Source organism: Streptomyces nanshensis, from assembly GCF_001751255.1.
GTDB lineage: Bacteria > Actinomycetota > Actinomycetes > Streptomycetales > Streptomycetaceae > Streptomyces > Streptomyces nanshensis_A.
This window is the reverse complement of sequence record NZ_LJGW01000218.1, coordinates 1-12,849: the sequence shown is the minus strand read 5'-3', so window position 1 is coordinate 12,849 and position 12,849 is coordinate 1. Positions and strand designations below refer to the sequence as shown.

Genomic DNA, 12,849 nt, shown 5'->3' with positions numbered 1-12,849 from the left:
CCGCCCAGCCGGGCGGCGTCTCCCCCTGTTCCGTCGCCGGAGTGGAACGGCGGCGGCGGCTACCTCAGCTCTTGCCGGACCAGAAGCGCGTCAGCCATGCGTGCACCTCGTCGACGTCCCGTCCCTCCTCATCGGTCGCCGGGAACGGGTCCTGACTCGTCTCCGGGGTGAACCGGCGGATGTAGCCCTTGAGTCGGTCGACCGGCACGTCGAACGTCTCCGCCAGCGCCTTCGGCCCCATCCGCTGCGGCGGGGCAGGGGATGCGGTCGCATCGAACAGGTCCTGCACCCCGGCCGGCTTCACGCCGATCTTCTTCGCCAGCCAGGCCAGGCTCACCTCCGCCCCTGCTGCCAAGGCCACACGAGCCCGCTCCAGAGCGTCCCGCTGCCGCACGGTCAGCCCGTGCTCGTCCTCCAGCTGCGCCGCCTCCGTCTCCTCGAAGGCGTTCGCCAGGATCCACTGACGGACAGCCGTGACCTTCCGGGTGCCGTCCGGGTCGCGCGGCGGCAGCGGATCCTCGCGCCGCAGGAGCCACGAGCGCATCGCTGCCCACTCCCGCCGGCCGTTGGCGTCCTCCGGCGGGGGAGGGTCCTGCGGATCCGCGGCCTTGATCTTGAAGTAGAGCGCCCGGGGGTTCGCCAGGCCGAGCTCGTCTGCCAGCTCACTCATGGACAGCCGCAACCGTGTCGGCCGCAGTGCACGAGCCACGTCCGTGGCACCCTGCGGGCCGCGCTTGCTGTGCCGGGCCATCTTCTGATCCAGGTACCACTCCAGCACCGCATCCCGGTCCCGCAGGTTGGTGCGCCCCTGCGTCTCCACCACCTCCGGGACGTCCAGATTGTCGATCCAGTACTGGACGGCCTGAACGCCCCGGCCCGTCGCGTCGGCGATCTGTTTCGTAGTGACGCGCCCGGGCAGCCGGCGGAAGCGCTCGGTCACCTCGTCGGGTGTGAAGGTGGCGGCCATGCCTGCTCCAGGAGACGTGAAGGTCTGGGTAGGCCGAGCAGCGTGGAGCGGCTCGACACTTCTACTGATTCAATAATTTACTCAACAAGGGTGGGGCTGTGTCAAACAGCCGGTCGACTGCGGGGCAGAGCGCCGAATTCGTGGCGGCGTGCGGGCGGGCACAGCGGACTCCGTCGTGGTGCCGGCGCGAAGGGGCCGGTGCACAGGGGGCACAGGGGGCCGACGCGTAGTGAATGCCCCGCCGCCGCGGCGGTGCTGTCTTCCCGGCCGTGCTCCTCGGGTGGTGAGCCCGGACGGGGCTTCGCCACCCGAGCGGCCGGGGCCGGGGCCGGGGTCAGCTGACGGTGCTGGGCCGGGTGTCGGGGATCGGGGGCAGCCAGGAGACCGCGTTGGTCGGGAAGGACTGGTTGACCGGGACGAGGTCCTCGCCGCTGGTGTCGTCCAGGGCCGTGACGTTGATACCGACGTCGGGGATGTCGCTATCGATCGCCGCGATGCGGCTGCCGCAGTGGGGGCAGAAGGCGCGCCGGGCTTCGCCCTCGAACGTCGTGTACCACGTCGGTTCACCGGCCTCGCCGGTCCAGGAGACCTCACAGAAGCCGGCCCACCACATCACCGGCGCCCCGCCGAGCTTCTGGCAGTGCCCGCAGCTGCACAGGTGCGGGCAGATCGCTGCACCCTTCACGGTGAAGCGGATCTTCCCGCACAGGCAACCGCCGGCGCGCTCCTGGGTTCCCTCGGCGGGGGTGGCGTTCATCAGGTCATCTCCTGTGCACGGTGGGCGATTTGAGTCCACCAGTGTGTCACCGCCTCCATGATCTGCAGCAGTCCGCCGCGACCACGCAGCCGCGGTCGCTCCTGCTTGTCGGAGCTGCTGCGCTACCGCGCCCACGCCCGCCCGTTGCTGTGCGGGCAGCGGCAGCAGCCCTGGTCCAGGGGCGATCGGGCGGAAGGACTGGCTGCCGGGGCAGCGCGCCGCCGGCACCATCGAGCAGGCAGCAGAGCCCCGCGGGCTGCCTGCTGCGAACGAGCAGCGCCCTCGCCTGCTGCCTCAGCTGCCCGCGCAGCCGCTACCCGAAGCAAGAACCCGCCGCGGCCGTCCCTGTCCGCTTTCGTCTCTCCGCAGGAGCCGGGGACACGAAGAGTCGCAGAGACCGGACCTCAGAGACCGGAGGGAACTTCCTGCGGGCACGTCCCGGCAGGAAGGGCTGTCGTCGGCAGCTCGCGGATCAGGGCAGACCCGCCCCGGGCGATGGCATCCCGGAGTCCGTGCACGGCGTCGTCGAGGTCGAATGCGGCGCCCGTAGCCACGGCATCCTGGAGAATCTGGGCCCGGCTGCGATGCGCTCAAGATGCTGCGTCACCGGCGCCCGGCGGGCCGGATGTTGTGCACGGTGGTCTGCGGGGCGTCCGCGTGGGCGGCGTAGGCCCCGCGGACGCCTGCGTCCCGGCGTACGGCGCTGAGGGCCACGGCGAGCAGCTGCTCGAAGGCGGGAAGCCGGATCTTCGATGAGTCCCGGTGGCGACACGATGCCTGCCCCGCCGACCTGTGTCCTGTGAGTGACGGGATCTTTGTCGCCGAAGTCGGATCGGCGGCTACGGTTACGCCATGACGTGGAACTGGCTGCAGATCGACCTCACGCAGGCGCTCGGAGCTGGACGAGCCGAGGTCACCTGCGGCCCGGGCCGCCTCATCTACGAGGCAGCCCGCCTGGACGTCCAGGAGCGCCTTAACGAGCTCACCGGCCAGGACGCTGGGTTCCGAGGCGCAAACCGGTCCTGGCGCAAGGGCGAGGACTTCGTGATGGCGAAGGGCTTGCACATCTGGGCCGTATTCGAGGAGATCCCAGGCGAGCCGTCCGACACCACAGGCCGACGGTTCGCCGAGAAGATGATCGCTCGCCTGCGCGCCGCCGACCACGACGCCACCAGAAAGCCTTGACGCATCGATCACACGTCGCCGTCACCCGCGTCGGTCCAGCGGCCACACCACGCGCGCAGGGTGGGGGAGAGGCGCGCCGTCCGGCTTGCCGGCTGTCACGCCCGGGTGTCACGGCGCCTGTCACACGGTCGCTGCCGGGCGCGCTGACCTGCGGCGATGGGGCTTCGAGGCTGCTCCCCCGGGCTCCGTGGCGAACAAGGGCGGGAGCGTGACACCTGAGCGCCTGCGGGCGCCCCGGCGAGCACGTCGCTGACTAGCGAGCGTCCTCATGTGGCGGCCGGGTGCGCCGCGGCCGGGGCGGGTTGGTTCGCCGGGCTCCGTGCGGCTCGCCTTGCTTCAGCCCGCCGAGCCGCTGCCTCGGCGCAGTCCGCCTCCGTCGAGCAGCGTCAGCTGCTCGTCCTCCTGGCGCGCGCGAGGCAATGCCTCCGCGGGCACGGCTGCGGCGTCCTCCGGAACGTTCTCGCGAATCCACGCCTGGACAAGCCGAGCAGGATTCATGAGGCGCTCGGGTTCGACGAACTCACTGTGTTCACCCGAGATCGTCCGGCTGATGTGTTCGCGCCATGCTTCCTCGCGCGCCTCTGCCCAGGCCACGAGTTCGCTGTACCGGGCTCGCCGGGCTGAGGCCGCGGCGCTCCCGGCCTCCTCCACGCGCTTGCCCCGCAAACCCGCGGCCTTCGCTGCCGCCCGAGCGGCCCGCGTGGCGCGCTTGTCTCCTTCGGCCAGGGCCTCCCGCGTACAGGGCAGCCCGCACGTCCGGCTTCGGGTCGGCCTCCCCGGCCAGCAGTGCCGCGGTGAGCAGCTCCCCCGACAGTTCGTACGCCCGGTCCTGCCAGTCCACCCACGTCCCCTTCTCTTCGGCGAGCAGGTGGGCGACCGTCGCAGCGTCCCTGCCGAAGGCGTCGTCTCCGGTCAGCCGGTGCATGAGGTGCTTGCCGCAGACGATCACCGTGCCGAAGGACGAGCCGGCTTCGTCCAGCACCTCGACCACGAACCGCACGTCCGTGGCCTTGCACTTCCCGACGAACGGCGCACCCACCGCGCACGCCTCGTCCCGCTCCTCGTCGACGGAGGCAATCCGCAGCCGCTCGGTCGGGACCGCGGCCAGGCCCGCATGGGTCGCGCACCACGCTCGCGCTGCGAAGCGGTGATCGTAGGCCTTGCGGTCCGGGTTCTCCGGCAGTGCCCCCGAGCAGTACTCCTCCCAGCCCCACCGGTACTCGCACAGAAGTCCTGATCGGCCGAACCGGCGCACCAGGACGACACCTTCCTCCAGCTCCTCGGTCTGCAGCGTCACCGAGAAGGTCACGGGTTCCGTCAGCCAGTGGCCGTGCCGCTCCCACCGCCCGGCGGCCAGCGCGCGCGAGGCTCCGTCGCGTCGGATCCAGGCGAGCGCCCTCTCGAGATCGACGTCCAGGCCGAGCCAGCAGTAGCCGCCGTTCGATGACGACCAGCGGAACGGCATGCGAGCGACCTGCCACTGGCCCGGCGCGCACGACACCTCCGTGAGCCGGTAGCCGTACCCCTCGCGCGTGACGAACTCCCAGTCGCCGCGCTCCTGCTGCTGCTCGCCGACGTAGGGCTGCACGGACTCGTGCGGGAGAAGGTCTCCGCGGAACTCGGAACCCACCGTGCACTCCTGGATGTTGGGTCCCCGCCCTGCGGGGCGGGTCTGGATCGGGGTCGGGCGATGGAGCCAGGAGGAGTGCGTCAGCGTCGGTGCGCGCAGTGGTGGAGCAGCCCCAGGAAGAGGAAGGCGGCAGCGGCGATGAAGTCCCCCGCCGCGGGCAGCGTGGAGGGACCTGGCGTGACCAGCAGGCCGATGAGAAGGCCCGTCGCGCCCATCAGCATCAGCAGGTCGCTGGCCAGCGTGAGGACGGAGCGGACGCGCGGAAAGACGCGCGCGGGCCGGTGCACGCACGCCCTACGCAGCGGCGTGCTGGCGCGGATCGCGGTCCCCACCCCGACGAGGAGCAGAACCACCAGCGCGAGCGCGGCCAGGGGCTTGACAGCCCCGAACACCAGCGGAGGCACCGTCGCGATGAGGGCCATGTTGCGGAGGGTGGAGCACCGGCGGTGCCGGAGGAGCTGGGCCGGGCGGGGCTCGGGGTGCACGCAGGCGGACATGAGCGGACTCCAGTTCCGGGATCGGGGATCGCAGCTGCTGGTTCGACGCTTGCCTCGCCGCCCCAGCTATTCACTAGTTTACTTACACAGGAGAGGTAGTCAATAGTTACGCGTCACCTTAGTGTCGTGCTGCACTCTCGGTGCGCCCAGGACGTCCGATTGCCGGCGCGATCCAAAGTGCACACGATTGACGTATGACCCCTCTCTTAGTAAACTAATGAATACGCGAGGGAGGGGCCCTCTGCGGATCGGACCGAGGAGGAAGCATGAGCACCAAGCAGCGCACCACCGGACGCGTCCAGGCCGTGCAGCAGCTTCGACGGTCCGCTGCGAGCGGCAAGCACAAGGACCGCCGTACCAAGCGGCTCCGCTCTCGTGGAGACAGCCGGAGGGCGGCCATCCGCGCGGCATCGTGATGAAAGGGCCGGCGGTCACTCCAGCCGCCGGAGCCCTCACAGGGACGTCGCCTACCGGTCTGCCGCGGGTGGGCCTGTGCTGTTGCTCCCGCCTCGGACCGGTGCCCCGCAACGCCAGCGCGCCCCGCGGCTTGCGGCGGTTACGCGCGGGACGCAGACCGATCGCGGGGCTTCGCGCTGCTACCGCGCTGGCGGCGCGGGCGTGTCCACAGCCTCACCGCTCCAGTCTCAACCCGGGCGCACCGGACCGAGACGGATCCGCAGGCGCCGTCGGATGGCAGGCAGGGAAGCGGCATTCCGGCCGAGTGGACAGGGAGGTCCCGTGAGAGAACCGCGCAAGTCCAAAGCCCAGCAAGCCCGTGCATGTGATGCGGTCGCCCACATCGCCGTTGTGGAGACGGCGGTGATCACGGAGATGGTTGCGGCGGCGGCCCACTTGGAGAGGGCGGTCAAGCGGACGGAGGGCCCGCACGTGGAGGTCCGGACGAACGGCGGTGCGCCGGACGTTGCCCTGCACGGCGCCGACGTTCTCGCCGCCGCCCAAAGGATGCGGAAGAGCCTGGATCAGCTCATCGCACCGTACGCCGAGGAATCGGCTGACCGCTCCGCATCCGCGAGCTGACCTCGAGCACGGCTGGTGCCGTGAGTCCTCGCGTACGGACGCGGCAGAGCAAGGAGGAGGCGCCACCCGGCCGGCGCCGGAAACATGAAGACGGGGTCAGACGACAGGACCGAGGTCCTCCACTCCCGAAGGAGTGGTTTGCAAGATCGTCTGACCCCTCGCTACGACCACCGGAACCGCTCGGATCAAAGAGCCGGGGGAGCCGGATAACCGTGCGGGAACTATAGCCGCACCGCCCGGCGGCGGGTCAATCACGCACAGCGCGTCGAGCCGGCTGCCGTCCCGGGGACACCAAGCCGCCGGCCGGACCAGGGCGCCGAAAAGGGGTGGCGGGCCTGATGGGAATCGTCTGCTCGGTCCGCCGCGCAGAGGCCCTCGCTGAGCGCCCCCGTCGCTTGAAGTCGCCCGGCCCTCAGGCCGTCCGACTGCCCGGCTTGAGGGCCGGGCCGAGTCCGGCCGACGTTGACACCGGTCTACCGGAGCGGCTGTAGCGCAGCAGCCAGTCCCGGACCGCGACCCACTCACGGCGTCCATCCTCGTCGGCCTCGGGGAAGGGAGCAGCGCTCGACTCCGGGGTGTACGTGTTCGCGTAGTACCGCACCGTGGCGGGCGTGACCTTCAGGGCGCGCGCCGTCTCCGCGTCTGTCAGGCGGTCCCGGTGTGGCGCGGCGTTGCGGGCGGCCTCCGCCAGGCCACGGGGACCGCGCCGGTCCGTACTCGCGAACGGCTGCTTCAGGTACCACGCCAGCACGGCGTCCTTGTCGCGCAGCTTCGTGCGGCCCTCGCGGGACGGTGAGCCGGGAAAGCCGGGGAGACTGACCCAGTTCTGGACACCCGGGATGCTGCGCCCGGTTGCTGCGGCGATCTGTTTCGTACTCACCAGCTGGGGGAACGCGGCGAAGGCCTCGATGACCTCCGGGGGACTCTTCATGGCGGACTCCAGGTGTGCGCATGCGGATTGAAGGACGGGGAGCCGCCGGGGCTCCCCTTGCTTCTCGGTGCGGGCACGCTCGTGCGGGGACGAGCTGGGCGCGGTCAGCTCCAGGCGACCTCCCGGCCGTGCTCGGCGCACCACAGGGCCAGTGCGTGCAGCTCGTGCAGGCGCAGCTGAAGGTGCCCGGCGGTGCGGCCGCCACGGAAGTGGCGCCCGGTCCAGTAGCCCTCCCGTCCGGCGTCCTGCGGCGTGAGAGCGAGGGCGATGAGCACGCGTCCGAGGAAGTCCCCGGCGGGAAGCTGCCCGTACGCGTCGACGGCAGGGATCGGGATCGCCGGGCCGTGCTCCTCCGGCGCCGCCTGGTCCTCGTCGGGCCAGACGGCGCGGCCGGAGGCCACCAGCTCTCCCGCGAGGTCCTCGCCCCGGGGGAGGCCGAGCAGGTCGAGCAGTGCCACGGCGTTGAGGTCGTTGAGGTCCACCTCGGGTGCGTCGCCGCCCTCGTCGACGCCCTGCACGTGGAGGGGGTAGTCCGGGCAGATGTCCGGCATCTCGCACCCCTCCAGCGCCCGGCCCGCAGGCGTGCCGGGGGCCGGGAGGGCGGTGCAGGCCGCCTCGTAGCTCGCGTACCGCACGGCCAGCGCGGTCGCCGCGTCACAGCCGCACGTGACCACGTGCGCGGTGGGGGCCTGGAAGCTCGCGGTGAACGTGAGGGACACGAGAACTCCTTCGTGGAGTGGATGAGTCGGGGCGGACGGTCGGAGCGGGGAGCCTCAGCCCTCGGGCATCAGCAGGTCGGCGGCATCCTCCACGGCGCAGATCGCCGGGACGAGGATCAGCCCGCAGACCTCGCGGCCACGCAGTCGCAGCTCCACCCAGCTCAGCAAGTTGCGCACGGCGCGGGTGTCTCCCCGGGAGAGCTGACGATGGCGAACCTTCAGCCAAGGCAGGCCCTTTCGCGCGGCCTCGCGCTCGCGTTCGTCCCGGGCCGTCAGGGCCTTCAGGCAGGGAACCAGCAGCGTGCGCGCCTTCTCCCACGACTCCTGGCGCTCTACTTCATCGAGCAGGAGGTAGGCCACCTCGCGCAGGTTGGTCGCGATGCGCGCGGGGTCGAAGTCGTCCTGAGCGGCGTCCATCGGTACGCGGGTCCCTTCCGTCGGGGGTGATCCGTAGCGGCCGGGACGGTGCTTGCTCACCGACCCAGTAAGTATTAATTTACCTATCTAGGCATGCAGTGTCAAGTGAAAGGAGTCATCCGCAAGCGTGGGTGGCCACGCTGCCGTGTGGTCGCCGGCGCTTCCGGATGACTCCGTGAGCGCACGGCCGTTTCAGGCGCTGGGGTAGAGGGTGATCGCGGGGATCGCTCCGGGAGGTGCGGCGTCTTCCGGGTGGCTCTCGTCCGGCTCGTAGGTGTCGCCGATGCTGCTGCCCTTGCCCGTGATGTCCGGGGCGAACAGACGGGCGCTGGTGAACCACAGCGGAGAGACGCCACCGTCGAGAGGGGGATGATCCATCGGGGCGATGACGACGAGCGGATCGCCGTCGATCTAGGCCAGCGCGTCCAGCGTCGCGCGCAGTTCACTCGCGCGCATGCCCCGTACCTCGACCGGCCAGGCAGACGTCCAGCCGTCGGCGACATGCGCCGGCAGCGCCTCGGCGGCGTCCGGTCCCTCCGGATCGTTGGGCGCCGCCGTCAGGGTGCGGCAGTCGTACCGCTGTCCGGCGCCGCCGCTCTGGCTGTAGCTGCGGTCGGCCCGCCACAGCCCGGCGGGGATACCGAGGACGGCCTCGTCGAGGCGGATGAGGGTGCCGCGCGGAAGGTTCCGGAAGGGGGTCTCCCCGTCGACCTGGAGGGCGTGCACATCGACCTCTACGGAGGTCGCCTCGTCGTCGGGGCAGAAGTACGGGCTCATGCGGACAACTCCTGTGAGTGAAGGGGAGGAGGGAGAGGAAGGGCCATCGCGCGGTGCGGCGGCTCTCGCGGCCGGCCACCTCGGCCCGCGTGGGGTGGCGCAGGCCGAGGTCGTGGAGCGGGGTGTGAGGCGCCGGAAGATTCCTCAGGTGCGCGGGCGGGAGGAGGGCTCTGCCACGCGGCGCCACTGCGGGCGGCATTCCTCGATGTGACCGTCGGCGCTGGCGCCGGGCTTGGTCTTCTGGAAGTGCCGGCGCCAGAAGCTGACGCGGCCGCGGGCCTGACCGGGCTTGGCGTAGGGGCCTTCGTAGTGGGTGTAGGTCGCGCCGTCGGCGTACGTCTTCGTGATCACGGCGCGGTAGAGGCTGGCGTCCTCCGCCATGCCGATGTCACGGGCCATGGTGTCCCTCCTGGCGTGGTGGTGTGCGGAGTTACGGCTGGGAACAGGCGGAAGCGTGCGCGGCGGCAACGCTGTTGAGCACGGCGAGGCAGTCGAGATGCTGTGCGTCGCACAGGTGCTCGCCGCAGGTGACGTGGCGCAGTTCGAGATCGGTCTTGGCCGGGTCAGGGGAGGCCGCGAGCTGGTAGTTCCAGAGGTTCACGGGCCGGGGGTCCATCGTCGCGGTGCTGATCAGGAACTCCCTCTGAGAGGCAGGGCAGGAAGGTGTCGCCGGCGGCGCCTTCCGGGAGGCCGGACGGCGCACGGAGGTGAGAACGTGCCTGCGGTACCCGGGGCGTCAGGCCGGGAGGGCGTGGCGCGGGAGGATCATCGCGAGCTCGTCCGGGTCCCAGTTGAAGGACTCGCCGTCCATCGCGAGGCTGTCGCCGGTGTCGCTCAGCTTGGGGGAGGCCGCGTACACCGCGTACGGGTGGCCGCCCCAGAACAAGCCCTCGCCCGCGGGCGTGGGCTGCTCGCAGTCACCCAGGTACCAGTCGCCGGGCTGTACGTCGCGGGCTCGCACGATGCGCAGCGCACCGGGGTCGGTGCCGTCGGGCAGCTGCTGGTAGGGCATGCCGATGGAGTCGACCAGCGGCCGTTCGGTGACGATGACCGGGCAGAACTCTGCGTCGATGACGGCCATGGCGGGCTCCCTTGCCTCGGGGATCGGTGGTGCGTGCGGCCGGCGGGCGGCTTGCTCCGCCCGACCAGCAAGCATTAATTTACGCTAGCCGGGGTCGCATGTCAAGGCGAAAGAGCGGTGATGGGGTCGGCTGTGCCGCGACCCCGCAGCAGGCGGCAACCAGATACTCCTTTCCCGGCTGAGCCCCTTGCGTGCCGGTCGCTCAGCAGACCACCGGGCAGTGGGACCTCGCCGGCCCCTCCAGCCGCCGCGACCCGGGCCCGGTGGTGACGACACGACCCATGACCGCCCGCAGGAGGTGCCACGAGCCGTTGCCGGACCTCGAGCGCGGGCGCAGTCTCGTACGGGCGCCGCGAGAGGTCCGGGATGAACCGGCCTCCCCGGACCCCCCTCACGCAGTGCGAACGCCCTTCCGTGTCCCCTCAGTCGGGGGACCGGTCCGCATGCAGCGGCCCGCCCGGCCGCAGCAGTCGGCCGTGGCGCAGCCGCCGAACTTCCACGTGACGACGACTCACGCAGCAGCAACCCGGCAGAGCCGTCGCCCACGCTGCCCGCTGCAACGCGCCGAGCTGCGCCGCTTGTTGCTGCAACCGTGACGCTGCTCTTCTCCGGTCCTGGGCTGCTTCCCCCGGTTGCTGCCGGTTGCAGCGCGCTGCAACACCACCCCGGGGGCCGGCCCGCTGCTCGCCTCCCGCCGTGCTGCCCGAACCCAGGCAGCACGCTCGCGCCTGGCCCGCCAGGGGAACGGGGCGGAGCGTGGCCGTCCTCGGGCCGGTGCGCGGGGGCGAGGCGTCCGGTTCTCGGTGAGCTGGCCGCCGGCGCCTGTCGCACGGGCTGCGGGCCGGGCGGGCCGGTACCTGGGGGAGGCCAGCGTCGGCGGGAGGTCGCGAGGGATCCGCGATGAACAGCCCGCGGGCGCCCAGCTGGCGGGTGAGGTCGCCGGGACTCGAGAGGCGCCGGCGCGGTCCGTACGCGACGGCGGCGAGCAGGACAGGCCGAGCGCTGCCACCTGGGAGCGACGCGAGGGTCAGGGTGTCACGCCGCCTGACACGCAGGGGTGTCACGCGATGCGACGTGACACCCCTGACCTGCACAAACATCTCGCCGAGCGGTGGCCCGCCGGGCTGCCGTGCGCGTGACACTCCGCGTGACAGCTCAGTGGTGCCCGGCCCGGCGGGGGAGGCGGCGAACACTGGTCGGAACCGGGAAGTCGGAGCATCCGAGGTGGAGGTTCGTGTCGTCCTCGGGCTGCGGGAACTCCGCCGGGTCGTAGAGCCAGGGGCGGCGCCGGGCGTCGGCCGCGCGGTCGACCGTGGGTCCCCACACGGGCTCACGGGGGCCGAAGGCCGCATCGTGCGAGTCGGCCCAGGAACCCGGCTCGTCGCCCCCGCCGATCCCGCTGAGGCAGGTCCAGGCGAGCGGGGTGAAGCGGCGTCGCAGGGGGTGCTTGACGTCCTCCCACTCGTACTCCGCTGCATGGAGTGCCTCGTCCAGGGCCTTCAGCTGCGGGATGCTCGCGCCGAGGTGATGCAGGAGGGGGCGTCCAGCCCGACGGGCTTGCCGTGGTAGACGAAGAGACGGAACTCGGGGTGGCCGTCGTCAGCACGGAGCGGGTTCTCCTCGAGCAGCGCGTGGACGGCGTTGTGGAGGTCGGTCGTCGTGTAGCGGGTGCGTGGCACGGTGTGCTCCTCGGCGGGTGTGCGTAGCGGCTGGCGGAGCTTGCATCTCCGCCATGCATTAATTTACGCATCGAGGTGTCAGTGGTCAAGTTCGCGACTGCGGATACCCGGACGGTCGCGCGAGACCTCCCGCGGCGCCCGCCGGACTGCCTCAGCAGCGGCGGGCGCCGGTCTGGGCAGGGCTCAGCGGCGGGCCCTGCCCTTGACGCGGTACATGGCCTGGTCTGCTTCCTCCATGGCGGCCGAGAGCGTGCGCTTGCTCAGATCGCTGGTGATGCACACGCCGACCGAGGCGGAAACCGGCAGCAGCTGCCCCTTGTGGGACACCTGCTCGCGCAGCGCCGCAGGCAGCGTGCGCGGGTCGGCGTCACGCGGGAGCGCGACGGCCACGAACTCATCCCCGCCCAGTCGCCCGGCCACGCCCCCGGGGGCGCACCACTGCGCCAGCCGACGGGCGGTGGCGACGAGCGCGGCGTCCCCCGCGTCATGGCCGTGCGTGTCGTTCAGCTTCTTGAAGGCGTCGAGGTCGATCAGCACCACGACCGCGTCGGAATGACGCTTCAGGAGGCGTTGCGCACGGCGCGTCCACCCGGTCCGGGTGTGCAGGCCGGTGAGCGGGTCGCGCCGGGCGGCAGCCAGCCGCCGGGCCAGGACGAGGCCATGGATGGTCCATCCAGCCAGAGGCAGCGCGGCCGCGATGAGGATGTCGGTATTGATGAGGCCTCCACTCCACAGCGGGTGGTCAGTAGCGGGCGGAGTGGTGCTTGCATCACCACATCCACAAGCATTAATTTACATCACGAGGTGACAGAAGTCAAGATTCACGATGACACGTAAGTATTGAGGTAAGACCCCTAGGTATGTAAACTAGTATCTGTCGGCGNGGCGAAGCAAGCGCCACGCCGACCGCTGACCCCGGGCCGGGACCGTGCCACGCCTCCGGCCCGGGGTGGACCACTTGGGACCGGACGAAGGAGCAAGGTCTTCATGGCTAAGGAGAGCACGGAGCGGGAGAGTGCCTACGCCACGGGGCGTGAGCCCGCGGAGAAGCGGGAGGACAAGACCGTCACCGAGCCCGCGACTCTCGAGCGCTGCGCCGAGGACTACAAGGGCGGCACCCGCAAGCCCGCATAGGGCACCCGGAGTGAACTCTGGGCCGGTCCGAGCCGAC

General features: G+C 71.1%; 20 protein-coding genes. 5 read left to right on the top strand and 15 right to left on the bottom strand.

The genetic code is table 11. The features are described from left to right. Positions 1-64: 64 nt before the first annotated feature. Together AN218_RS12570 and AN218_RS12565 are read right to left on the bottom strand one after the other, a co-directional pair. Positions 65-967 (bottom strand): hypothetical protein, encoded by a 903-nt coding sequence (locus AN218_RS12570; protein WP_070016935.1) that lies wholly within the window; start codon positions 965-967, stop codon positions 65-67. A 334-nt stretch (positions 968-1,301) separates the two neighbouring features. Then, a complete protein-coding gene (locus tag AN218_RS12565; RefSeq protein ID WP_070016934.1) occupies positions 1,302-1,724 on the bottom strand; it encodes a GFA family protein in 423 nt (140 codons plus the stop codon). 852 nt (positions 1,725-2,576) lie between these two features. Here AN218_RS12565 and AN218_RS12560 point away from each other — a divergent pair. Continuing rightward, positions 2,577-2,909, top strand: a complete 333-nt coding sequence (locus AN218_RS12560) for a hypothetical protein (RefSeq protein WP_070016933.1) — start codon at positions 2,577-2,579, stop codon at positions 2,907-2,909. Between the two features lie 529 nt (positions 2,910-3,438). Here the strand turns inward: AN218_RS12560 and AN218_RS12555 are convergent. Together AN218_RS12555 and AN218_RS12550 are read right to left on the bottom strand one after the other, a co-directional pair. Beyond that, on the bottom strand, positions 3,439-4,539 hold the full coding sequence (locus tag AN218_RS12555) for a hypothetical protein (RefSeq protein WP_070016932.1): 1,101 nt from the start codon (positions 4,537-4,539) through the stop codon (positions 3,439-3,441). An 80-nt stretch (positions 4,540-4,619) separates the two neighbouring features. Further along, on the bottom strand, positions 4,620-4,961 hold the full coding sequence (locus AN218_RS12550) for a hypothetical protein (protein WP_141747552.1): 342 nt from the start codon (positions 4,959-4,961) through the stop codon (positions 4,620-4,622). Between the two features lie 341 nt (positions 4,962-5,302). Between AN218_RS12550 and AN218_RS36680 the strand changes: the two genes are divergently transcribed. Continuing rightward, positions 5,303-5,452 carry a hypothetical protein gene (locus tag AN218_RS36680; protein WP_171908668.1) on the top strand — a complete coding sequence of 50 codons (150 nt, stop codon included), beginning with the start codon at positions 5,303-5,305 and terminating at the stop codon, positions 5,450-5,452. A 391-nt stretch (positions 5,453-5,843) separates the two neighbouring features. Next, positions 5,844-6,074: a hypothetical protein gene (locus tag AN218_RS12545; RefSeq protein ID WP_141747551.1), complete on the top strand. Its 231-nt coding sequence runs from the start codon at positions 5,844-5,846 to the stop codon at positions 6,072-6,074. 412 nt (positions 6,075-6,486) lie between these two features. Here AN218_RS12545 and AN218_RS12540 read toward each other — a convergent pair whose 3' ends face one another. From AN218_RS12540 to AN218_RS12495, 11 genes are all read right to left on the bottom strand, one after another. Further along, positions 6,487-7,005, bottom strand: a complete 519-nt coding sequence (locus AN218_RS12540) for a hypothetical protein (RefSeq protein ID WP_070016929.1) — start codon at positions 7,003-7,005, stop codon at positions 6,487-6,489. A gap of 104 nt (positions 7,006-7,109) precedes the next feature. Then, on the bottom strand, positions 7,110-7,724 hold the full coding sequence (locus AN218_RS12535; protein WP_070016928.1) for a hypothetical protein: 615 nt from the start codon (positions 7,722-7,724) through the stop codon (positions 7,110-7,112). Between the two features lie 54 nt (positions 7,725-7,778). After that, positions 7,779-8,141, bottom strand: coding sequence for a hypothetical protein (locus tag AN218_RS12530; RefSeq protein ID WP_070016927.1), 363 nt, complete (start codon positions 8,139-8,141; stop codon positions 7,779-7,781). A gap of 192 nt (positions 8,142-8,333) precedes the next feature. Beyond that, positions 8,334-8,519 carry a hypothetical protein gene (locus AN218_RS12525; RefSeq protein WP_070016926.1) on the bottom strand — a complete coding sequence of 62 codons (186 nt, stop codon included), beginning with the start codon at positions 8,517-8,519 and terminating at the stop codon, positions 8,334-8,336. Positions 8,520-8,552: 33 nt separating this feature from the next. Further along, positions 8,553-8,918, bottom strand: a complete 366-nt coding sequence (locus AN218_RS12520; RefSeq protein WP_070016925.1) for a hypothetical protein — start codon at positions 8,916-8,918, stop codon at positions 8,553-8,555. Between the two features lie 144 nt (positions 8,919-9,062). Beyond that, positions 9,063-9,317, bottom strand: a complete 255-nt coding sequence (locus AN218_RS12515) for a hypothetical protein (protein ID WP_070016924.1) — start codon at positions 9,315-9,317, stop codon at positions 9,063-9,065. Between the two features lie 31 nt (positions 9,318-9,348). Further along, a complete protein-coding gene (locus tag AN218_RS36675; RefSeq protein WP_171908667.1) occupies positions 9,349-9,519 on the bottom strand; it encodes a hypothetical protein in 171 nt (56 codons plus the stop codon). Positions 9,520-9,654: 135 nt separating this feature from the next. After that, positions 9,655-9,999, bottom strand: coding sequence for a hypothetical protein (locus AN218_RS12505; RefSeq protein ID WP_070016922.1), 345 nt, complete (start codon positions 9,997-9,999; stop codon positions 9,655-9,657). A 1,155-nt stretch (positions 10,000-11,154) separates the two neighbouring features. Beyond that, complete coding sequence (locus AN218_RS36670) at positions 11,155-11,325, bottom strand: hypothetical protein (RefSeq protein WP_171908666.1); 171 nt, start codon at positions 11,323-11,325, stop codon at positions 11,155-11,157. Between the two features lie 173 nt (positions 11,326-11,498). Beyond that, positions 11,499-11,678 carry a hypothetical protein gene (locus tag AN218_RS12500; RefSeq protein WP_070016921.1) on the bottom strand — a complete coding sequence of 60 codons (180 nt, stop codon included), beginning with the start codon at positions 11,676-11,678 and terminating at the stop codon, positions 11,499-11,501. A gap of 183 nt (positions 11,679-11,861) precedes the next feature. Next, positions 11,862-12,284 (bottom strand): GGDEF domain-containing protein, encoded by a 423-nt coding sequence (locus AN218_RS12495; protein WP_338059610.1) that lies wholly within the window; start codon positions 12,282-12,284, stop codon positions 11,862-11,864. Between AN218_RS12495 and AN218_RS38180 the strand changes: the two genes are divergently transcribed. After that, positions 12,231-12,515 carry a hypothetical protein gene (locus AN218_RS38180; protein ID WP_244900417.1) on the top strand — a complete coding sequence of 95 codons (285 nt, stop codon included), beginning with the start codon at positions 12,231-12,233 and terminating at the stop codon, positions 12,513-12,515. The genes AN218_RS12495 and AN218_RS38180 overlap by 54 nt on opposite strands. A gap of 150 nt (positions 12,516-12,665) precedes the next feature. Further along, complete coding sequence (locus AN218_RS36665; RefSeq protein ID WP_171908665.1) at positions 12,666-12,812, top strand: hypothetical protein; 147 nt, start codon at positions 12,666-12,668, stop codon at positions 12,810-12,812. Positions 12,813-12,849 lie beyond the last annotated feature (37 nt).